The sequence below is a fragment of the Nitrosospira briensis C-128 genome, assembly GCF_000619905.2.
GTDB classification, from domain to species: domain Bacteria; phylum Pseudomonadota; class Gammaproteobacteria; order Burkholderiales; family Nitrosomonadaceae; genus Nitrosospira; species Nitrosospira briensis.
The window spans coordinates 3,017,036-3,037,299 of the sequence record NZ_CP012371.1 but is presented as its reverse complement, the minus strand read 5'-3'; the positions used below and the strand labels follow the sequence as shown (position 1 = coordinate 3,037,299).

The 20,264-nt window shown below is 53.0% G+C and carries 20 protein-coding genes and 1 pseudogene; 8 read left to right on the top strand and 13 right to left on the bottom strand.

From position 1 onward, the window contains the following. The first annotated feature begins 1 nt into the window (after position 1). The gene (locus F822_RS15650; protein ID WP_197272833.1) at positions 2-511 is read left to right on the top strand and encodes a Fic family protein; all 510 of its coding nucleotides are present in this window, start codon (positions 2-4) and stop codon (positions 509-511) included. 481 nt (positions 512-992) lie between these two features. Here F822_RS15650 and F822_RS13890 read toward each other — a convergent pair. After that, positions 993-1,602: pseudogene (locus F822_RS13890) on the bottom strand (DUF932 domain-containing protein). A gap of 614 nt (positions 1,603-2,216) precedes the next feature. On the opposite strand from F822_RS13890, the gene F822_RS16075 reads away from it, so the two are divergent. Further along, positions 2,217-2,423 carry an AAA family ATPase gene (locus F822_RS16075; protein WP_082204657.1) on the top strand — a complete coding sequence of 69 codons (207 nt, stop codon included), beginning with the start codon at positions 2,217-2,219 and terminating at the stop codon, positions 2,421-2,423. On the opposite strand, the gene F822_RS13885 is transcribed toward F822_RS16075, so the two are convergent. Both F822_RS13885 and F822_RS13880 read right to left on the bottom strand, forming a co-directional pair. Continuing rightward, positions 2,384-4,135 (bottom strand): UvrD-helicase domain-containing protein, encoded by a 1,752-nt coding sequence (locus F822_RS13885; RefSeq protein ID WP_025040119.1) that lies wholly within the window; start codon positions 4,133-4,135, stop codon positions 2,384-2,386. The two genes, F822_RS16075 and F822_RS13885, sit on opposite strands and share 40 nt — an antisense overlap. Then, a complete protein-coding gene (locus F822_RS13880; protein ID WP_082204720.1) occupies positions 4,128-5,954 on the bottom strand; it encodes an ATP-dependent nuclease in 1,827 nt (608 codons plus the stop codon). The genes F822_RS13885 and F822_RS13880 overlap by 8 nt, the downstream gene beginning before the upstream one ends. A gap of 400 nt (positions 5,955-6,354) precedes the next feature. Between F822_RS13880 and F822_RS15900 the strand changes: the two genes are divergently transcribed. Continuing rightward, complete coding sequence (locus F822_RS15900) at positions 6,355-6,477, top strand: hypothetical protein (protein ID WP_269430515.1); 123 nt, start codon at positions 6,355-6,357, stop codon at positions 6,475-6,477. Between the two features lie 120 nt (positions 6,478-6,597). On the opposite strand, the gene F822_RS16070 is transcribed toward F822_RS15900, so the two are convergent. The 4 genes from F822_RS16070 to F822_RS13855 all read right to left on the bottom strand — a co-directional run bounded on the left by F822_RS16070 (position 6,598) and on the right by F822_RS13855 (position 9,007). Beyond that, positions 6,598-6,894 carry an abortive infection family protein gene (locus tag F822_RS16070; RefSeq protein ID WP_051536582.1) on the bottom strand — a complete coding sequence of 99 codons (297 nt, stop codon included), beginning with the start codon at positions 6,892-6,894 and terminating at the stop codon, positions 6,598-6,600. A 478-nt stretch (positions 6,895-7,372) separates the two neighbouring features. Continuing rightward, complete coding sequence (locus F822_RS13865; RefSeq protein ID WP_025040121.1) at positions 7,373-7,711, bottom strand: type II toxin-antitoxin system PemK/MazF family toxin; 339 nt, start codon at positions 7,709-7,711, stop codon at positions 7,373-7,375. Continuing rightward, entirely contained in the window at positions 7,696-7,938 is a 243-nt protein-coding gene (locus F822_RS13860; protein WP_025040122.1) for a ribbon-helix-helix domain-containing protein, read from the bottom strand. Before F822_RS13860 ends, F822_RS13865 begins: the two co-directional genes overlap by 16 nt. Positions 7,939-8,188: 250 nt before the next feature. Beyond that, a complete protein-coding gene (locus tag F822_RS13855; RefSeq protein ID WP_025040123.1) occupies positions 8,189-9,007 on the bottom strand; it encodes a lipase family protein in 819 nt (272 codons plus the stop codon). Positions 9,008-9,268: 261 nt separating this feature from the next. Between F822_RS13855 and F822_RS13850 the strand changes: the two genes are divergently transcribed. Next, the gene (locus F822_RS13850) at positions 9,269-9,499 is read left to right on the top strand and encodes an NUDIX hydrolase (RefSeq protein WP_025040124.1); all 231 of its coding nucleotides are present in this window, start codon (positions 9,269-9,271) and stop codon (positions 9,497-9,499) included. A 300-nt stretch (positions 9,500-9,799) separates the two neighbouring features. Here F822_RS13850 and F822_RS13845 read toward each other — a convergent pair whose 3' ends face one another. Next, on the bottom strand, positions 9,800-10,213 hold the full coding sequence (locus F822_RS13845) for a pyridoxamine 5'-phosphate oxidase family protein (protein ID WP_197272832.1): 414 nt from the start codon (positions 10,211-10,213) through the stop codon (positions 9,800-9,802). A 531-nt stretch (positions 10,214-10,744) separates the two neighbouring features. After that, positions 10,745-12,436 carry an SWIM zinc finger family protein gene (locus F822_RS13840; protein ID WP_197272831.1) on the bottom strand — a complete coding sequence of 564 codons (1,692 nt, stop codon included), beginning with the start codon at positions 12,434-12,436 and terminating at the stop codon, positions 10,745-10,747. Positions 12,437-12,814: 378 nt separating this feature from the next. On the opposite strand from F822_RS13840, the gene F822_RS13835 reads away from it, so the two are divergent. Next, complete coding sequence (locus F822_RS13835) at positions 12,815-13,684, top strand: c-type cytochrome (protein WP_025040126.1); 870 nt, start codon at positions 12,815-12,817, stop codon at positions 13,682-13,684. A gap of 222 nt (positions 13,685-13,906) precedes the next feature. After that, entirely contained in the window at positions 13,907-14,296 is a 390-nt protein-coding gene (locus F822_RS13830; RefSeq protein WP_025040127.1) for a LapA family protein, read from the top strand. 401 nt (positions 14,297-14,697) lie between these two features. Here the strand turns inward: F822_RS13830 and F822_RS13825 are convergent, their stop codons facing one another. Further along, positions 14,698-15,204, bottom strand: a complete 507-nt coding sequence (locus F822_RS13825; protein WP_025040128.1) for an REP-associated tyrosine transposase — start codon at positions 15,202-15,204, stop codon at positions 14,698-14,700. Positions 15,205-15,501: 297 nt separating this feature from the next. On the opposite strand from F822_RS13825, the gene F822_RS13820 reads away from it, so the two are divergent. After that, positions 15,502-16,788 carry a PA0069 family radical SAM protein gene (locus tag F822_RS13820; protein ID WP_025040129.1) on the top strand — a complete coding sequence of 429 codons (1,287 nt, stop codon included), beginning with the start codon at positions 15,502-15,504 and terminating at the stop codon, positions 16,786-16,788. Between the two features lie 104 nt (positions 16,789-16,892). Here the strand turns inward: F822_RS13820 and dnaQ are convergent, their stop codons facing one another. The 3 genes from dnaQ to F822_RS13805 are packed head-to-tail and all read right to left on the bottom strand — an operon-like array spanning position 16,893 to position 18,968. Next, a complete protein-coding gene (dnaQ, locus tag F822_RS13815) occupies positions 16,893-17,639 on the bottom strand; it encodes a DNA polymerase III subunit epsilon (RefSeq protein ID WP_025040130.1) in 747 nt (248 codons plus the stop codon). 46 nt (positions 17,640-17,685) lie between these two features. Further along, positions 17,686-18,198, bottom strand: coding sequence for a ribonuclease HI (gene rnhA / locus F822_RS13810; protein WP_025040131.1), 513 nt, complete (start codon positions 18,196-18,198; stop codon positions 17,686-17,688). Further along, complete coding sequence (locus F822_RS13805) at positions 18,195-18,968, bottom strand: class I SAM-dependent methyltransferase (protein WP_025040132.1); 774 nt, start codon at positions 18,966-18,968, stop codon at positions 18,195-18,197. Before F822_RS13805 ends, rnhA begins: the two co-directional genes overlap by 4 nt. A gap of 155 nt (positions 18,969-19,123) precedes the next feature. Between F822_RS13805 and gloB the strand changes: the two genes are divergently transcribed. Then, positions 19,124-19,915, top strand: coding sequence for a hydroxyacylglutathione hydrolase (gene gloB / locus F822_RS13800; protein ID WP_025040133.1), 792 nt, complete (start codon positions 19,124-19,126; stop codon positions 19,913-19,915). Positions 19,916-20,264 lie beyond the last annotated feature (349 nt).

The window sequence follows — 20,264 nt, the reverse complement described above, 5'->3', positions numbered from 1 at the left end:
GGTGCCTTCACTCTTAGCGCTGGCGGCATTCAATCTCGATTTCCTGTGCATTCATCCATTTCGTGACGGAAATGGCCGAATGTCGCGCCTGCTGTGGTTGCTGCAAAGCTGCATACTGGGTTATGAGGTCGGGCATTACATCAGCCTTGAGCGCTTGGTCGAGCAGAACAAGGAAAGATACTATGAGACGCTGGAGCAGAGTTCTCAAGGCTGGCACGAAGGCAGCCACGACCCGTGGCCTTACATCAACTATGTGTTGTCGATCCTGAAAACCGCCTATCGCGAATTTGCCGAACGTGTAGGCGAGGTAAGGCGCCACGCGGTGCGAAGCGGGACCAAGTGCTGGCCGGGATTGGGCGGCTGGCTGCAGCGACTACGGGATTTCCCATCAGCGAACTGGAGCAGGCTTGTCCGGGCGTCAGCCGCGATATGGTACGGCGGGTATTACGCGAACAGCAGGCAAAGGGCATTGTCGAGCGTCAGGGGCGAAGTCCGGGAGCGACATGGATAAAAAAGGGGTAATTGCCCTTATTAAGGGGTAATAAAAAATGACCGCTGTCAAGTATTTATTTTTGTGGCGCAATGAGAAAAGCGCAGTTAAAATAATAGCTTATCGCGTTTCTCGCAACTTGAGTTCACTGTGGGTTTGTGGGCTGAGGGCTACATAGGAGTCTTGCGAATGCGGATCTCTGCGTACCAGGGCGGGCAACGCGGATACTGCCGTCGGCTTCTCCCTCACCTGGATGATTGAGTGGGCTTCGCGTCGATCGACATGGGTCTTGTCGTCGCTTTTACTGTTAGAACGCAGATCTTCTGCTGGCGCGGCGGATGGAGCGATCTGCCGAGCGACAGATCTTTCAATACCATTATCAACCAGCGTCGAGCGTAGCCTCAGCCACCACGCTGCATAGTGTGTCGTCCACCGTGGCGCGATCAGCCTTGCGTTGCTGGCGCAGCTCTTTCAACCGCTCAGAGTTGGCCATTAACGGCGTTCATGGTGATAACTCCTTGCGGTTAGGGATGCAGCAGCGAAAGAAGCGGCAAGGGCTGCTGAGGGCCAGCGCGGCGCGGGCGAACACTTCGGATTCGCCATCGTTCAAGGTGATGGCGCGCATGGCATCGCGGGATTCCTTCACCCGGTCGAAGCCGCTCAACACTTCGTAAGCGCCTTCGATAACGTGTCCGGCCACGTCGCCTTTGTGGGGCACGCGCACATCCGCCACCGTGTCGCCGCACGAACCGGAATATCCCGGCCAGCATCTGATAGCTGCTCGTGCCGTCATGGGAGTTCAGCAGCACGATTTCGTTGGCTTCCGCGCCGTTGATCTGGCTGGCATGGCGCAGGCGCAGCATGTGTTTGGTGTATTCGCGGCGGTCGTCGTGCCGCACGCGCGTTTGCGCTGCCATGAAGGGTTCAAACCCTTCCTTGCGCAGTTCCGCCAGCACGGCGGCGGTGGGGATGTAGGCGTACCGTTCGGAGCGGCTTTCATGCGGGGTGTCCGCGAAGATGGACGGGGCCACGCGGCGGATTTGGTCGTCGGACAGCGGGTAATCGCTGCGCAGCGTCGGGGAATGGGAAGCGAAACGGGATGCGAGTTGCATGGTCTTTCTCCTGACAAAGAAGGGTTTGCTGTTCAAACCGCACCGGATTCCAAGATTCGGAGCCCAGCCTTTCGGCTGTTCGGTGCGGTCGGCACGAAAAACCCGGTTGGCCTCGTTGCCACCGTCTTTCCTAAGTTCATCGCCCGCGACGGTCAGGAGCGCGCGGACGGGGGCCGTCAAGGAGAGAAGCGCAGGGTTGGTGCGGCCCGCAGCGCAGCGAGGACACGGCCCTGCGCGCCTTGACGGCACACGGCCGCGGGCTACAGTCGCGAGCAAGGTGATGAAGTCAGGGGAGACGACTGGACAAGGCAACGGCCGCCTTGATGTGTCGACCGCACGCAAGCGAAGCGCGCAGGCCCGAAGCTGGAAGCTGGGCCGTAGGCGTTAGCGATGTGGAAGGCTGGCGAAGGCCAGTCCCATCAGGGATGAGCGAATAGCGAACCTGGAGCAGCGCGGTCCGCGAAGCGGAGACGCACTGATGTATTTCGCTTATCATTCTTATGAATGAGTTAGCTGCTTTGGCTAGAGTTGGATATTGGCAAGACGCGAACACTCCGCCATTTTTCGGCGAATATTGCTTCTTATAAATTCTAAAAAATTAGCGGAGGATTTTCGTGCATCTTCACTCGTATCGCCTCAGAAACTTTCGACGCTTGAAGGATGCTCATATTGAGCTGGCTGACGACATATCAATATTCGTAGGATCGAATAACAGTGGAAAAACGTCGGCAACTCAGGCCATCCATGCGTTCGTCACGGGTGGAAGGGACCGTTTCAGTCTCTATGATTTCAGTTCTTTAAGGCCGAGGTATTTTTCGTAGGAGAACTGGAAGTGGGTACTTTCGGCATCGTCCAGGACGACAAGTACCCTATCGAACTCGGCCCCTTTGATGCCTTGCTGAGTCCAAAAAGGTGAACGTTCCGAGATGTAGGTCTGGTATGCCAATAGTTGGCTAGCAGGGCACGCTAGAAAAGCATCCATTGAAGCCAACTCCTTGCCGGATTCATCGTCTTCTTGAACGTCGTCATCATTTTCCGCTCCTTCTTCGGGCTCGGGCTGCACAGGCACAGCTGCATTCGGATCCAAATACGATACCAGCCGAGGGTCGAGGATCAGTAAGTCAGAGGCATGCACCTGTCTCAGAAGGTCGCCGATCGTTACGCCGGAATTCCCCACTATGCCTGCTGCGATCGAAGCAACAAGATCTCCAAGTGCCTTAAGACGCTCAGCTACGCTCACCTCGACAAGGGAGTCTTTATCGAGAAGAAGTGAATACTCCCGGATCAGTCGCATCACTTCAAGCTGTCGGCCATGGGTGTGAGCAATAGCGATCGGGATCAAAAACTTTACACACGGCGAAATAGGCCACGCAGAGCCATCTAAAAAACCATCTTTGAACGCTGACGGCGCCTTGGAGTTGAGCGCAGCGTAGAGGTCTCCGAATCCTAAGCGCCTTGCGGCCATCTGGTGAACAATGACGAGAAGCTTTACCCGCTCTTGGTCATCATCACCTGCTTGCCAATGATCATCACCGGTTCGTGTCGCCATCCATTCGCGCACCCTAACCAGATTGGAGTCCCGCGTATCGTCCGCAGGCAAAATGAAAAGGTGGGCCGAACCTTCAGGGGTTGGAACGATGCCATCAGGACCTAGACGTTGGCCCGGGGTTTGAACGAGGTCATCGCCATCACGACGAATCGCGTTCGCGAGATTCAGAATCCTGGTTGAGCACCGAAAATTTTCAGGTTTCGGAATGTCGGCCCAAGTGGGCTGCGCTTCAGCCTGTCCAGTCCCAGTAGCGTAAATTCTTTGCATCGGATCGCCAAAGAAGCCGAGACAAAGCGTAACGCCGGGTTCACGCTCGACGGTCTTCAAAGCTTCCACGACCTCTGTAGTCGTGTCTTGGCTTTCGTCCACAAATACGAACGGGAACTGGCGCGCGAGAAGGGTTCGGAAGAGAGGGCGTTCGGCAATGAAGTGGGGCACGAGCTTCAGAATGTCATCGTGACCCAGAATTCCTTTTGCGTAGTTGCTACCTGTTCCGTATCGGAAACCTTTGACTGCGGCGATCCGCCCCGACTGCCGACGGAGGCGCTCTAGGTCTCGGGTGTCCTTATCCTTCGTGCGCTGCTGAACCCTGGGGCCATAGGCTGCCTGCTTTTCTTCAAGTGCCTCAATTTTTTCCACGATGCGTCCAGACACCCAGACGCGAATGTCGTTCTGGAACGGCTTAGCTAGCAGCCACATGAAGCTGTGGATCGTCGAGACGTGAACTAGGGGGTCACTGCCGACGTCCCTCCAAATCTCTCCGGCTGCAATCTCTGTGTAGGTAATGCAGGCAACGCGCTGACGGGTCTTCCTAAGCTTATCTCCGTGCATTCGGATGACCGATGACAGGCCCTTAATGAGAGAAGTGGTTTTTCCGGAACCGGCACCGGCCTTCATTATGAAGCTGCGTGGTGGAACGTTTCCAAGGCAGTTTCGCAGGTCGATGTCGGCCTGTGTGTCCGGCTTATTCGCCCGGCTACTCATGCTCGCCTCCAATCGCGACATCTTCGGCGATGAGAACGGCGTCGGGCAGCACGGTCTCAAGTTCGATCCGTACTTCGTCCTTCAGCCAGAAAAGCCCATCACGGATGTAGGCAGGTACATGCCAAGCATTCTCGTCTTCAGTAAGGACGGCGAGCGCAAACTTCGTTTTATCGAAACTCTTCCGCGAAACCTTCTCATGAAGGCCTTTGGCAAGAGCGGCAGGACCAGCGGCTCCACCCTTTACTATCAAGCCCAGAGGCTTCCTCGCCGTGGCTTGGGACCACTCCGGGTTTTCAAGGCCAAAATCCTCCTCTAGCGTGCGCCCGCAGAGGGTTTCAGTGGCTCCATTCCAAGTGATAGCCCGCTCAGTCTGATAGGCCACACGAACCTTTGCATCGTCTTCGAGCACATGAGTTTTGTCAGCTTCAGAGGCGTTACGCAAGTCTTCGATTGTGAGCTTCCCCGGAAGCCATTTGATGAGGGTTTGATTCGAGGTCGCAGCGTCCGGTTCACTGGGCAAACAAGCCTTGCCGTATTTCTTCTTAGGCGCTGGGGCAACTGGCTCACCGACTGGATCTTGACCATTGTCCGGGGCCTGCACTGCGACGTTTTCTTCCGCGTCGGCTGGAACCTCGAACTCCTCGACTTCCTCGTCATCCACGGCATCGGCGGCCGCCGGAGCTACAAGGGCGACGCTATCAATATCGGTGATGATCAGCGTTGTCAGACCGAGAAACTCGATAAGCGACTGGAAGCGGTGCCCAAAAGCACCGCCGACCTCCAAAATGCATAGACAAGCTGATCGGAGAGTCTTCGCGACCTTCCGAATCATGACGGGCAGGAGCAGTCTCTCAACATTGCCTTCAACGAGAATAGCGGCATCTGAGAAAAATAGATCGCAGTGAGTCAGTTTTAAGTATCGTTCTAGAAAATCACGATCGCCTGGCTGAGCTTGGTAGAACGCCGACAGATTTAGAACTTCTGTCAACTGTTCCTTGCCGACTTTCTTGCGTCGGAAGTAGCGAATCGGCTTGAAACCTCGCTCGTAAAGAATGTGCGGCGAGTGGGTCGTGATGACCATCTGACTGCCAAAAATACTTCCGTCGTCGCCCTCTATGTTCAGAAGCTCAAGAACATTTCGGATGAAGACCTGTTGGAGTTGGGCGTGTAGATGGGCCTCTGGTTCCTCCACGAAAATCAGGTGCAATGGAGGGCGATTGTCCATCGACGCCCACCTAACTTGGGCGTCGAGAATCTCCACGACCATGTAGATCAAATTTTTGAATCCAAGCCCGTTATAACTGTCAGGAAGGGTGGCAGTATCTTCACCATCTCCGATCTGATAGTGGACTCGCGCGTCCTGGCTCATGACGTGGGCTGGGTCTAGCGCCGACATAATCTTCAATCGCGGGTTATTAATGCCCGGATAGCCAAGTTTGGCAAGCCGATCAAGCGTCGGCTTGAATACCCCATCTAAGTGAATGTTAAGCGCTTGCTCAGAGTCGAACAGCGCCCTAAGTGCTGTGTGATCGTCTTGCCTCTGATTAAGGTTGCGCTTGTAGAAACGGCTTAAACGCTTTGATAGGTCTTCCGATCTACTACCAGCTTCCGGATTAGGATCAGCAAGGTGTCGCTGCGCCCCCAGGTTGTCGATATGGATAAGCGATTTTAGAATTGTTCCGCCGCCTGGCTCTCCACCTAGCTCATCTGGAACATAGGCGCCGATTTCGCGGAAGTTTTCATCGAATTGCGTGCGGTCCAAGATGAAGTAGCGCAGCTCATATTCGTTCTTGAACTCGCGCTGGAGATAGTCCGTCATGGAGCGAGGCCAGGGAACATATTGCGACTCTGGCGGCAGTTCCGCAGCCTGTCCAGTACCTTTGGCCTTAGCTTCTTGGTAGTTTTGAATGAGGCTAATGGAGCTTCGAGCGGTCAGCGAAACTCGTATACCGACCTTGGTTCCCTCCCATGCCGTGCTCGGAAGCAAGGGAATTACTAGATAGAGGTCTGGCGCTGCAACCTCGAACCAGAGATCAAGGTCTATGCTTGGAAGTGAGAAACCCTCGGGAATCGGGTCGGCCAGATTGACATTCTCAGCTTCATCGAAAGTTTTCCAGCACGAAGAACTCTCAGATAGCGACCGAAAACACATTGATGCTGGCGAGGAAACAACTGTGGATCGAACGCGCCGTCTTTTCTATGTGAGCTGCACGAGGGCCTTGAAAGACCTAGCGGTCGTTCTCTTCACGGCCGATCCTGAGCAGGCAGAGGCGCACCTGCGTCAGCTTGATCTTTTTGAAGATGAGGCAATCCACACTGGGGCCGTCTTCGTGGCAGCCTAAGTGATTCCCGCTCGAATGATTGCGCAAGGAAATGGCCGCCGCCGCGTTCAGACTTTTACTGCGAGCAAGCCGTGATACGAGATCTGGGCGGCATTAGTATGCAAACCTACACGCCCACACTTATGAACGAATCTTCTGGCTCAGATAGTGGAAGATCGTTCGGACGGCATTAACCACCAATGCACCCTCAGCAAGCCCGACGATATTCTCGTTAGGATGGGCAACGCTCCCATGGTTGCGAAGGGTATTGAGCGCATCGAGAACAGAAGCAAATGATGCCAAAATTCTTCCTATCTCGCCGTCATGCTCGCCCAATGATTGCAGTGCTGGATGTTGGATACGAAGGGCCTTATATGCCTGCGTAAGAGTTGCGTCATCGGCGAGCGATATCGCACTTTCCTTGCAAACGGACTTCAAGTATCCGGCATGGCCGTGTGAAGCCTGTCGATCGCACTTGGTGCTCCTGAAGTGGCAAGCAAGTTATCAGAGTCTGCCAGAGCACGACGCACGACATCAGAAGCCGAGATCGCGGGCAGCACAAGCGTGTGCGTATCGCTTTTGAGGAGCGAGCAATTGACAGCTCGATCTTGTGGCAAGCGGTTTTAGCTGATCGGGTCACATTATTTGTGGCACCACACAGCGATATTCCTACCCAAATTGATGCGGAGCGCCGGTGGCTGATCTCACCCGTCAGCGACACGGATCTCCCAGCCTTGACCCGCGCGGACTTCATCCGACTTACCGGATTATTGGCGCCTGCTGATTCGCCAAAGCTAATACTCGATATACTTTGAAGTACCTCTTCGTGGACAATGTGCAGGAATCTACACCGTAGAGCGCAAGGATTATTCCCGAGAAGTCCAGAAGCTCAGACACCCAGCACATCGCCGCTGTGTCATGCCCCTATAATTTCGTTCAGCCCCTCAACTATCTGCAAAAGTTGCTCAGGAGACGCTTTACCTATTTTCTTTCCGACGCGTTCCACCGCAAGTGTCCTGATCTGGCTGATCTTGACCCACGAACGCTTTCCAACCTCAATGTCGTGCAGCTCAAAGGTTAGCGGAAATCCCGCTCGCTGAGCCTGAGTGGTAAGCGCCATAGCAATAACGGTACCTGAACGTTCATTGAAAACATCCTGACTAAGAACAAGAACGGGCCTTAGCCCTGCTTGTTCCCGGCCTCGCACCGGATTTAGATCAGCCCAGCGGATCTCGCCTCTTAATATTCTGGCCATGCCGCCAGATCCTCGGACAAACCTTCCTCAGCAAGCATCCGCTCGAAGGCTGGGTCCAGCTTGGCACACTCCGTCGCCAAGCGATTCTTCTCAAGGCGTTCAAGTTTTTCCTCAACTGCTTCCTGAATAACGCGGCTCCGGTTCGGAAAAACGTGCAACCCAACGAGGCGGTCGACCTTTTCCAGGGTTTCTTCTTCAAGGGTAATCGCTATTTTTGCTTTACTCATGGCATCATCACTCTTTAGTATGACTATACATCATACCTAGGATGCCCTAAATTGACTAGCGGTTGCATGATAAGCCCCATGGACATCCGTCTGTATTAGTTGTGCTGCATTTCACCCCATCCTTGGCTATTCTATCTTGCCATGTTCGCCAAGCGCATCAGTATTGCCGGTGGTAAGTCATCCAACCTGTTTGGAAACCAGGGTTTTTACAAAAACAGGTGCTACTACTGAACGTTTTTTCAGGGAAAATTCATATTCTGTCGACATAATTAACCGGTGCATGATCTGCCAATGGCCTTGGGGGTTCTCCAAAGACCTTTAGCGGTGCAAAAAAGGAGTTTTCTTTGGCTTCGGTTTGTGGCTCCATAAGCAATTGTAATAAACCAACATGGCGAAATCCCAATACTTCAGGCGGAAGCAGCGCTGCTGCATCTTTATTGTCAACAACGCGATGGATTGGTAGTGTTTGCAGGGACGTAACAAATGCTTCGTTTCCCACCCGCGGTGATCCAAATGTATAAACCGCCCGCGGTTTATATCGCGATGCCGCTAAAGTGGCTAGCGCTCCGCCTAAACTATGACCCGTATAGAAGATCGGGCAGACAAGCGGGGAGAGCTCCTTCTCAATCTTATCCCACACCGAGTCAAGCGCCTTTTTAAAACCCTTGTGAATCCCTACTTCGTTTCGGTCCCATGGAAGTATTCCACATTCAAAGTCGGTAACATAATCCCTGTTGCTATCGGTACCTCTGAATACCAGAATTGCAAAGGAAGGTGAAACCATGGGTTCAACGAGCATTGCGTGAGTATCCATTTCCGGTGAAGCAAAAAAGGCACGCTGTTTCAATCCCGCCTTTTCCAAAAAGCGAGCTCGGGTCGGCCGCGGAGCCGTTATCACTTCCTCGATATCTTGTCGATAAATCAATCGGCTGAGCTCCGCGAGCCACAGCGCATTGGCGCGACTGTACTCATGGGCTGCCTCTGGTTCGAATGGTGGGAATTCCCTGCGAGAAAAGAAGTCAGTCGCTCCTCCCGGGTTCAGGAGGTCTTGCCATGTTGTCGTTAACATCGATCAAACCTGGGAGTAGAAATTTCTATCGACATTAAGGTGGGGATGTACTTCACCATCTGATTATTCCATACAACCTTGCATGTTTAAGTCTTGGGTTCCCTATGGGGGTAATGGGTTGGATCAGGCAAGACCCCGCGCTTGGGATTTTCATGCAACCCGCGTAATCCCATCTATTTTGTCCCCCTGCGCCCAGGTTCCCCGGCATATTGTTGGTGATTTAATTGATACACTGTTGATTTCGAGGCAAGAGGAGGTGGCATGAACATTTATCTCATTTCTCAGTATGAGAATACGGGTTTTAACACCTACGATACCGCTGTTGTCATTGCTGAATCCGAGGAGGCGGCACAGCTTACTCATCCCTCTGGCGAAGAGGAGTGGATTGACGAATCCTGGGCGGATCCGGAAGACATTGAAGTAGAACTATTAGGGGAGGCGGTGGAGGGCTCGCGTGCTGGCGTAGTGTGCGCCAGTTTTCACGCTGGCTAAAATAACTCTGAGCCCTGTATTAGCCCGGATGTTTCATAAATTGATGCGCGCCCTTGCTGGTCTTTTGTTTCGTATGAAAATTTCGTTCAGTCGGGCGTATGAATAACTACGCCACTCTTTCACAAAATCCCCCTGCAAAACAAAATCCTGCACAATCATCACGCGAATTTATGAAACATCCGGGCTAGTTGTGCTGCCTTCCGCCCCATCCTTGGCTATTCTATCTTGCGACTTTCGCCAAGCACGTCGGTATTTCCGGTAATAAGAGCTTTGGCCAGCCCCATAGTACGCTCTACCGTGCTATCGGGGCCCATCCCAGTATTCCGCTTCCACAATGCTGACCTTGAGCAAGGTCAAGTCCGGATCGTCCAGCCCGTTTGGAAACCAGGGCTTTATCTCTGGCGTCCACAAGTCTTTCATTTTCTCGTTGTCATGGACGAATTGCGCGCTGCCGGATATGGAAAGGTAATCCTGCTTATCCGTGCGGACATAGCAAAGGTTGACTTGCCACTGCCGCTGCCCTTCCACAAACTTTAATGACGACTGCGACGTAAAAAACCAAAGGTTGCCGTCAGCATCAAGTTGCATCGTCGACATGGGGCGACTGCGCAAGGTGCCATCTCTCTCCATGATGGTCAGCATGGCAAATTTTGTGTCTCCTACCATTTCAGCCACTTTTTTTAATGCGGCATCGTGTTGCTCTTCGATTTGCATCAATGGCTCCTATTTGTATTGAATGAGTGAGGTTTGATAAATCAGGATTTTATTTTCCTGAACGCTTCAGGTTGCTGTATAGCCACCAGGACCGGGCACTTTACACCGGTGCTGTGGCGACGGGTCATGCCAGCAACTCTAATTCTATAACCTTTATATTCGTGCGCGTTCGGTACATTACTATGCCGTGTCGCACCTCGTGAAAATTCTCACTTCCAACTCGAGGGTATTCCATAAAACTCAATACCGGCAGCGAGGACAACGCGGGCAGCGCAATGTGCGTTACTCTTAAAAAATATAGTTTTCCGCCCGGCGATCATCAGAAATGGCTTTCTCCCGGTTCTCGATAGCGGCGGGAGTTTGGTATTGTTATTTGTCTGTTGGATTGGCAGCCATCCGGCGGGTAGAACCCGCCCTACTCTGAAATGGCCTCATTTTGGCGGGGTAGAATCCTTTTAACAAGTATGGCACCCATGTCAAGGCAAGGTTCGGGAGCAACATATAAAGAAAAAATAACGAGTGGCAGTGGCATTAGCGAAGCTGGTCCAGCATTTTCATGAAATTACGTTTGGCTTTGAATATGATACGCAGCTCGGCGAGGTAGTCGCTCACGCTTGACGCACCGCTAACACGTATCATGAGCGGTTTGATTTTCTTGATCAGTTCGATGGCTTCTTCGTAAGAATGATTGTTGGTCTGTTGCACCAGGCGCGCAATCTGGCGCCGATAAACTGTTATGGCGTCTTGGGGATGTTCTTTCGCGCGAAGCTCTGCGAGCTTGACCCATAATTTTTCGTGGCAAATTCCTGACTGGGCTTCCTGCCATGCCGCTTCGGCATTCTTTTCCCAGAGGAAAATTTCTACCAGGGGCGATTGATCCGGCGCTTCCACTCCACCAAAACGAGATTTGCCTCTTTCAGCAAACGCGCGAGCGATTCTATTCCGAAGATATGCCAATGCCTTGTCACGCCAGGTCGGCCAATTATTCAGCTTGGTTGTGACATTGTTCAGTTTTATGTAGTTTTCCAGACATGGATCTTCTTCAAACTGGATCCATGCAAGACCCATGGCTTTTTCTCCTGTGCCACGATGCAAATATTCCTCGATCAGGAAATCCCGCAAGCGCGAATCGGTGTTTACGGGGAACGCCGCCAATCCGCGTTGCGCCCATTCGAATGCCATTTCTCCCTTTTTTGCGTCCCGGTAAATTTCGGCGATTTCGAGAAAATGCCACGCCAGTGAAAGGTCACGGGATTTTACCGCCACCAGTTCTTCCACGTTGCCGCTTTGCTTCGCCAATGTTTCCATAATTCGCGTGATGCGATAGCGATTCCCATCCCATCGATCAGACTGCGAGGATCCCGGGGGTAATGGTTGAATTTTCTGCCATTCCAGCTCGGCCAGACGACGATACTCCGCCAATCCCTTTTCCCCCAGTACATCAGCATAGCGTGCCGCGGCATCGGTGAAAGTATCCAGCTCATCGCCCAGCTCATGCCCCAGCAACCGGCCAGCCAGCGCCTCCGGATCAGGGCGCGCCACCCGGCAGGCCGCCAGGTGAACCTGGCCGATGCTGTCCAGAAGATCACCCAATTCCCCGTTGGAATCGTCGCATTCACCAACCAGTTTTTCCACCTTGCTTGCCGCGTATTCCGCCAGGTCAATGGCTTGGGCTGCCCGCCCACCTGAAACCCAGTCTCCCAGCCCATCGATAATTTCCTGAATACCCGCCGCGAAGGAATGCATTTCATGATAATCAATAAATCTGCGTGTAACCGTGGCGCGATTTAACGCATCCTTCCATGCCTTGACTGCCGATTTGGAATTTCCGCGTCCCCGCGCCACCAGCAGGAACCTCTCGCGCAAGCGCTTGTCATGTTTGCAGGCATGCGTAATGATGCCCATCAACGCGTCCGCTTCCAGCGTCTCCAGATAGTTGCGAATGTTATCCATGGCGGAGTGCTGCTTCTTTCCCACGCGCTTTGCGAGCAGCGCAAGACCGGTTGCAACGCAATGCTTGCAGAAATCGCCATCCTGCCCCACCGGGCAACTGCACTCGTACATTAGCTCATCGTCTTCCTGCCATAGCCGCACTTCATAATCATATGTGCCTGCAACGCAAGCGATGATGTCGCTGTCATTCTCATCGATCAATTTCACCAGGCCTTGTTCGAAATAGGTGGTGCCTCTGGCGTGATATACCGCGCCAGCAAGTCTCTTCATATCTCTGGAAATCAGTTCACGCAGCATTTTCAATTATTGCTATGGATATATGTCATTGGGAATCTCTGAACAAATCTTCCGCAACGTGCTTGGCTGGCGGTTAAGCTGGTAAAATTGAAAACACACAGCGCATGACGAAGGTCGCGGCTCGCGATTTTACGTGGTGCAACTCATCATTTGGTTATGCTAACGCCCTACTAAAGCAACATCGCTGATATTCGGTTGTGGTTAAGGTGTGTGTTGCGTAGTTTTGATGGGTTGCGCTACGCTCCACCCATCCTACCCAAGCTACCCAAGCTGTACATCCGTCAAACCGAGAACGGTACATAGGCATATTGTAAAATAATGGATACGTACCGTGGGAGGAGCCGCATGAGTATGAGCGTCTCAAGAATTCTGCAATATCTCCTGCTCTTGCTCGGCAGCTTTTGCGCCCATGCGTTCCCGCTTGTGCCCGCATCGGCACAAAGCGCCATTAGTATCGAGTTCAAGGACAACGGCCAAACCGTCAAGGCTCTGTCCCTGGATGAGCTTCGCGCTATCGCACCCGTGGCTTCGATAAAGGTTTTTGAGGTGCACGAAAATGCGGAGCGTATTTATCGCGCTTTGCCAGCTCGACCTGTATTTGATAAGGTATTCGGGAAGGGTTGGGAAAAGGCGCGGGAGATCATCTTCACGTCCATTGACGGGTATCAGCCCAGCATTCCGGTGATGAAGTTACTCGCACATGACGCCTATTTCGCCTTCGCGCATGAGGATGGCACGCCGTTTACATTGACTAATAGGCTGCAAAACAATGAAATCGTGCAACTCGGGCCGCTCTACCTGGTCTGGGACAATACCAAGTCAAAAGAATTGCTCGATGCCGGCGCATCGGACATGCCCTACCAGATCAAGCGCATCGAGCTTAAATTCATGCCGCCTTTTCCAAATATGACGCCCCCTGCAAGATCATCAGCGGAGGCGCAGCGCGGATTCATGCATTTTCGACAGCACTGCATGGCATGCCACACTATCAACGGTGAAGGCGGAGGTAAGGCGCCAGAACTCAATTACCCGATAAGCGTGACCGAATATATCAAACCCGAGTATCTGAAGCGCTGGATTATGAGCCCGCAGAGTATCCGGTACAACACAACGATGCCGGGGCTTACCGGCGCGATCCTCGACCGTGAAACGGCCACTGAAGAGCTCATTGCCTATCTCAAGGCGATGAGCAATGCCAAGCGCGTTCCGGCGAATCCATGAGAGGATTTTTATTTCTAAATCCGAAAATCCTGCTCTTTGACGATTTATGCTCTCACGAGATAATAAACCCATCAATTATTGGGCAGTTATTACTTTACCGACCTGTTAGTGGTTGAATCCCTTATCCCATCACCCCTTTCGGCCGTTTACGACTGAGTGCATACTAATGTTGTCTGCGAAGGTGCTTCCTTTCGTAAAAAATTAATAGCAAAGGAGACAGTCATGCAGCTTTTGTTAATAGTCGGTATTGCCGCCGCCATCGCTGCTGTGGCGTTTGCTCTGCAGAACAGTACATCGGTGACGGTCACCCTGGGTTTATGGACCTTCGATAGCTCTCTAGCCATGGTATTGCTGCTGGCAATCGGCATCGGCGCCGTTATTGCGCTATTGGTATCCTGGCCGGGCATAATCAAGAATGTCTGGAAAGGTTCGCAACTACGCCGCCGGGTCAATAAACTGGAAGATGACAAAGCCGCACTGGAGCGGCGTGTCACTCAACTGGAAGGAGAGCTGATGAGAATAAGCCCGGAGCCCATACCGGAAGAGCCCACGCGTTTTCTCGGACTGAAATCGATATTATTAGGCAGCGAAGTCGAAAAACCGAAGGAGTAAGGGGGCTCAACCACAATTTTTCATGCATTGATGCGAAACGGGTGTTCCGTGCGCACTGCTTATATTGCCGCAGGCACGCAATACGTGTCACTCTGAGTAAATATAGTTTTCCACCTGGCGGTCATTCGGTCATCACGGTGAAGAAGTGGCTTTCTCCCGGTTCTTTGGTGGGAGCGGTAATTTGGCATCGTTATTTGTCTGTTGGATTGGCAGCCATTCGGCTGGTAGAACCCGCCCTACTAAATATGATGTTGGAATAGCGGCAATAATGGGTTCCTGCCGATGGGGCTCACCGATATCAGAGACCAACTGGTAGGTCGGGCTCCGCCCGACATCGTTTCTTAATCGTCGGGCGTAGCCCGACCTACCCGTCAAATGTTCATTCGGGATGGTCAAATTCCTCAATCGCCGAATAGTTTTCCATCAATTTCACTTTCGGCAATGCCCCAGTCTGGTGGATAAACACCAGCTGTCACAAAACGATGAAATGTGGAATAAGGCCAGTCTGCGGCACATTTGGCTAGTCCGTGTTTCACGGGGTTCCAGTGGATGTAGTCCAGATGGCGGATCAAGTCATTGTCATTGCGGATGAAGTGTTCCCAATATCGGGGTTGCCAGAATCTTGTATTAGGGGTCAAGCCCAGATTGTGCCGCGTCGCCCGTTTTATCTTTGCCCATCGTAACGGATAATCAGCATCATCTTCGGGCAAACTCCAAATGCAATGCAAATGGTCGGGGAGCAATACCCACGCTTTAATGTGAAATGGATGCTCCTTGCGCACTGCTTGTATTGCCGCATGCAGCGCAATGCGTGCAACCTCCTGAGTAAATATGGGTTCTCGCCCGGCGACCACCACGGTAAAGAAATAGGTTCCTCCTGGTTCTTGATGGCGGCGGTAGTTTGGCATGGTTGTTTGTTGGTTAGATTGGGAGTGATGGGGTCATCCGGCGGGTAGAACCCGCCCTACTCATGCTGTCGATGAGACGCATTGGTAGGGCGGGCTCCGCCCGACATCGTTTTGTCACCGCAAATCCGATCTGCTTGCTGAAAAAAAATTGTACAGTGATTGATATTGCACGTGAACTGACTGACGACCAGGCTTTCAAAGGGATATCCTTTATCTCGTATTTAACCCACCAGCGCCGATTGCCAGCTAAAGTGCTTTTACCCTTCCTTCACAGATCAGGAATATTGGGACTGCATAATGTCTGACTCCGATATCTCTGCCGAGGATGAGCCGCTATTCATACAACCCCCCTTGAAAGCAAAAAAAGGCCGGGGTGCGGTTTCCAATTTGCAGGGACGTTATGAGCTGCTGACGCGCGAAGCTATTGATGATGGCTGGTCTCAGGGTGATGCTGGAGGGTGCTCGGGAGCCGATGCTGGAGCGAATTGCCCGACGGATGGCAGCATCGATGTCGATACGGGGACAGATCCTGTCCCAAGCTGGAAGACTCAGGTGATCGAGGAACGAGCCAAAACGATCTTGAGCCGCAATCAATCCCCGGATGTTCCATTCAGCATCTCGCTGAACCCTTATCGCGGCTGCGAGCACGGCTGTATTTACTGCTTCGCGCGTCCCACGCACAGCTATCTTGGCTTGTCACCTGGGCTGGATTTCGAGAGCAAGATTTTCGCCAAGGTCAATGCGCCTGAATTGCTGAGGCGTGAGCTGGCCAAAGCGTCTTATATACCGGAGCCGATTGCGCTTGGTGTCAATACAGATGCATACCAGCCCTGCGAGCGCGAACTGCGGCTGACGAGGCGCGTGCTGGAGGTGCTGCATGAGTGCCAACATCCGGTGGCGCTGATCACGAAATCGTCATTGATTGAACGCGACATCGATTTACTGGCGGATATGGCATCCCGCCGGCAAGCGATGGCGGCAGTAACCATCACCACGCTCGACCCGACTATTGCCCGTACACTGGAACCGCGCGCTGCGGCTCCTGCACGTCGCTTGCGTACCATTCGCACGTTGACCGATGCCGGGATTCCGGTAGGGGTCAGCGTCGCGCCGATAATTCCCTTTGTTACCGAACCTGATCTTGAGCGCATATTGGCTGCGGCAGCGGAAGCGGGAGCCATCAATGCGGGTTATGTCATGCTGCGCCTGCCGTGGGAGGTGAGTCCGCTATTCCGCCAATGGCTTGAAGCCCACTTTCCTGATCGGGCTGCCCGTGTGATGAACCGCGTGCGGGATATGCGCGGCGGGAAGGATTATGACGCTAGTTTCGGCAAGCGCATGCATGGGGAAGGCATCTGGGCTGACGTGATTCGTCAGCGCTTCGAAAAAACGGTTGCGCGCTTGGGCATGGGTGTCCGTTCAGGCCGCTTCAAGGGGTTGGATAGCTCCCGTTTTCATCCACCTTCGGTTGCCTCGGCAGTTGCGCCACCGGTTGAGGTTACCGCCAAGATTGGCGCTTCAGGGGCAAAAAATATGAGGGAGGCAAAAAAAGGCAAATCGGACGGGCAGCGTGAGCTTTTTTAGGAAACCTATCCCAGGTCAGCTCTTGAGTCGCGTCGATACTTTTTGATGGGTTGCGCTTCGCTCCACCCATCCTACTAAGCTCGCCGTCCTTATGGATTATCTTCCTACGCTATTGGCTCCAGGGGCTGCATTTCCGCGGACGGCTGTGTCGGCCCGGCGGATTCCAGCCTTATCCACAAGCATTTACCTTTGCTTTCGCGCTCGATGCTTTCCAATTGCTGTGCGTGGGCTTCCAGTTCTTCCGGGGTAGGTGGCAGCACCGTCAATTGAAGCTCACTCAGACTGATCGCAAAATCCAGCGCGGAGGGGTCTTCCAGATCCATCAGCAGGCTGTCTTGCCCACGTGTCATGGCGAGGTAGACTTCTGCCAACAGCTCCGCATCCAGCAGTGCGCCATGCAACGAGCGCCTGGTGTTATCGACGGCGTAGCGTTCGCATAGCGCATCCAAGTTGTTTCTTTTGCCGGGATACAACTCCTTGGCCATTTTCAAGGTATCTGTGACCGAATGGCAACATTTACCCAGAGGTTGCAGCTCGGCCAGCCCCAATTCATGATCGATGAATGCAACGTCGAAAGAGGCGTTGTGCATGATCAGCTCTGCACCATCGATGAACTCAAGCAGCTCATGGACTACGTCACAAAATTTCGGCTTGTCCTGGAGAAATTCCGTCGTCAATCCGTGTACCTGCAAAGCGCCCGGCTCGCTATCACGTTCGGGATTCAGGTAATAGTGGAAGCGGCGGCCCGTCAGCCTCCGGCTCAGCATTTCCAACGCCCCGATTTCGATAATACGGTGGCCGAGCCTCGGTTCCAAGCCGGTAGTTTCAGTGTCGATAAAAATCTGGCGCATAGAGGGTTAAATCTGTGCCTTTCCCGCAAAAAGCGTTAAAAGCAAACTATTCATTGAAATTTCCGTTAACTTCGCACTTCTCCGCAGCGCTGAGCGAGCCCGCCGGATTTTCAAGCACACACTGCACCCCTCGGTTGGCAAGCTGATCCGCCTGTTCGTTGCCCTCATGTCCGGAGTGGCCGCGCACCCATAACCACTCGATGTTATGGCGTTGTGTGAGTAGATCGAGCTCCTTCCACAGATCGTCATTTTTTACCGGCTTCTTGCTCGCGGTACGCCAATTGCGCTTTTTCCAGGAATGTATCCATTCGCTGATGCCCTTCTGCACATATTGGGAATCGGTATGCAAACGCACGTTACATCTCTGTTTCAGTGCTTCCAGCGAGCGGATCACCGCAAGCAGTTCCATCCGGTTGTTGGTCGTCAGTTTTTCACCGCCGAACAGCTCACGCCTATGTCCGTTGTATTGCAGCAATGCACCCCAACCGCCGACACCCGGGTTACCCTTGCAGGCGCCATCGGTAAATATGTCGACCACACCTGCACGATCCGGCTTCACTCCCTGCCTTGCACTGATGTCTTGTTGCGCGCGGCCCTGCGTGGTTCGCTCCCTGTAGTGCCTTTGATCTTCTGCGCAACCGGGGCCATGCTTTTTCTTCTTGCTCGGACTTCTTTCCACTCGGGCTTGATGACACGCATACCATGGACGCGCTTGACGGCATTCAGAAAATACACGCCTCCGGAAAATCGCCACCAGCGGCTACCCGCAGTCTCCATGAAATAAAAACGCGTCAACCATTTTTCCTGGCTGAACGGTGGCGCATAACAGCATAGCCGATCTTCGGTAATCTCGAAATCCAGTAGCGTCAACCAATCCTTGAGCCGTGGCAGCGCAATAAAATTGCCGCGCCAGGGAAAATTATCCCGAGGCGTTCTGAAGAGTCCGCGCACGCCCCACAGACTGCGGGGATTGAAACCGCAGACAATGACCTGCCCTTCAGGCATCAATACCCGGTGCACCTCACGCAGGATCTGATGGGGATTGGAGCTGAATTCGAGCACATGTGGAATCACCACCAGATCGATGCTGTTCGTTTCAATCGGCAAAAAATCAGGTGCTGCCAGTACTTCGGCGCCCCCTTCCGTTGCCGCGCAAAACTGGAGCGGTATACGGTTGGTGCGCAAAAAGTCATATTGCGGAAATCCGATTTGCATGGCATTGTATCCGAACACATTTGCCACGGCCTTGTCGAAATAGCTTTGCTCCCGTTCCAACAGATATTGGCCCAGGCAGGTTTCAAACCATTCCTGTGTATTTTTTAGAGGCATAAATAATGTCTAGAACGGCCGAAGCTCAACAGTTAAACGATATGGGACTCTATCGCAGGTAGACCGGCAGGATTATTGGCTAGCCTATTACCTTATCTTTGAACGCGACGCCGAGCTATCGATTTTCCCTACCTGGCTCAACCGCCCGAACTATCATGACTACGCCATATATCGTTCCGATCCGTGCATTCACCGATAATTACATCTGGGTCATTCGCGACCATTGCCACGCTGCCGTGGTCGATCCGGGCGATGCCTCCCCGGTGCTGGATTACTTGAGGCGCGAAAAACTGAAACTCATCGCGATTCTCAATACCCACCACCACAAGGACCATACAGGAGGAAACGCAGCGTTGCTGCAGGAATTTACGGTACCGGTTTACGGCCCCGAGAAGGAATCAATCCCCACACTGACTCATCGCCTCAAAGAATACACCGAAAAAGAAAAGGAAGAGGGTAACGTCTACCTTTCGGAATTCTCGCTCAGCCTCAAGGTCCTGGACATCCCCGGTCATACTGCCGGGCATATTGCGTATTATGGCGCAAACCTGCTGTTTTGTGGAGACACGTTATTCGGTTGCGGCTGTGGACGCTTATTCGAGGGCACCGCCCGGCAAATGGTCGATTCCCTGGAAAAACTGTCCGATTTGCCCAAAGAAACACTGATCTATTGCGGTCACGAATATACACTCAATAATATTCGCTTCGCCAGGGCGGTCGAACCAGGCAACCAGGCGTTGATCGAACGCAAAGCGGCCGTTGTAAAATTACGTGGGCAAAATCTTCCGACCCTCCCCTGCACGATCGCATTGGAAAAGGCCACCAATCCATTCCTGCGCTGCAATGAACCGGAAGTTATCCGGAATGCCAGCAACTATGCCGGCACACCGTTAACCGACCGTGTCAGCGTGTTTGCTGCAATCCGGGAGTGGAAGAATCATTTTTAGCGCTGGACAGCAAATGATCGGCAGAGTGGAGCCTGTACATACCCAACCCTCATGTTGCCTTACTCCGCTGACGGCGAGCCCACGTGATCAATGGAAAATCATATATACACTCAAGCACTTGCGCGCGTGTAGCCGGACAGGCGAAGCAACTGGCATAACGAAAATAACGAAAACCCGTAGCGAAACTCCATGTGGCTCCCGGCCTAAAAACGCGATAAGGGCAGGAAGCAACGAGCAACGTGATGAACGATCGCGTGATCGCATTGTCTTATTGTTGTGCTTTATTCCCCTGATGGGCAAATAAACATCTCCCGCGATATAAGGCACAGCCATCCGACGCCGTTGTGAA

Excerpts from the sequence above, each read along its gene's own strand:
- F822_RS13835 (WP_025040126.1), top strand. The coding sequence starts at position 12,815 with ATGAGCGTCTCAAGAATTCTGCAATATCTCCTGCTCTTGCTCGGCAGC.
- F822_RS13840 (WP_197272831.1), bottom strand. The coding sequence starts at position 12,436 with ATGAAGAGACTTGCTGGCGCGGTATATCACGCCAGAGGCACCACCTAT.
- F822_RS13860 (WP_025040122.1), bottom strand. The coding sequence starts at position 7,938 with ATGAGTAAAGCAAAAATAGCGATTACCCTTGAAGAAGAAACCCTGGAA.
- F822_RS13820 (WP_025040129.1), top strand. The coding sequence starts at position 15,502 with ATGTCTGACTCCGATATCTCTGCCGAGGATGAGCCGCTATTCATACAA.
- F822_RS13880 (WP_082204720.1), bottom strand. The coding sequence starts at position 5,954 with ATGACGGACTATCTCCAGCGCGAGTTCAAGAACGAATATGAGCTGCGC.
- gloB (WP_025040133.1), top strand. The coding sequence starts at position 19,124 with ATGACTACGCCATATATCGTTCCGATCCGTGCATTCACCGATAATTAC.
- F822_RS13825 (WP_025040128.1), bottom strand. The coding sequence starts at position 15,204 with ATGCCAAACTACCGCCGCCATCAAGAACCAGGAGGAACCTATTTCTTT.
- F822_RS13845 (WP_197272832.1), bottom strand. The coding sequence starts at position 10,213 with ATGCAAATCGAAGAGCAACACGATGCCGCATTAAAAAAAGTGGCTGAA.
- F822_RS13865 (WP_025040121.1), bottom strand. The coding sequence starts at position 7,711 with ATGGCCAGAATATTAAGAGGCGAGATCCGCTGGGCTGATCTAAATCCG.
- F822_RS13805 (WP_025040132.1), bottom strand. The coding sequence starts at position 18,968 with ATGCCTCTAAAAAATACACAGGAATGGTTTGAAACCTGCCTGGGCCAA.
- F822_RS13855 (WP_025040123.1), bottom strand. The coding sequence starts at position 9,007 with ATGTTAACGACAACATGGCAAGACCTCCTGAACCCGGGAGGAGCGACT.
- F822_RS13885 (WP_025040119.1), bottom strand. The coding sequence starts at position 4,135 with ATGAGTAGCCGGGCGAATAAGCCGGACACACAGGCCGACATCGACCTG.
- dnaQ (WP_025040130.1), bottom strand. The coding sequence starts at position 17,639 with ATGCGCCAGATTTTTATCGACACTGAAACTACCGGCTTGGAACCGAGG.
- F822_RS13830 (WP_025040127.1), top strand. The coding sequence starts at position 13,907 with ATGCAGCTTTTGTTAATAGTCGGTATTGCCGCCGCCATCGCTGCTGTG.
- F822_RS13850 (WP_025040124.1), top strand. The coding sequence starts at position 9,269 with ATGAACATTTATCTCATTTCTCAGTATGAGAATACGGGTTTTAACACC.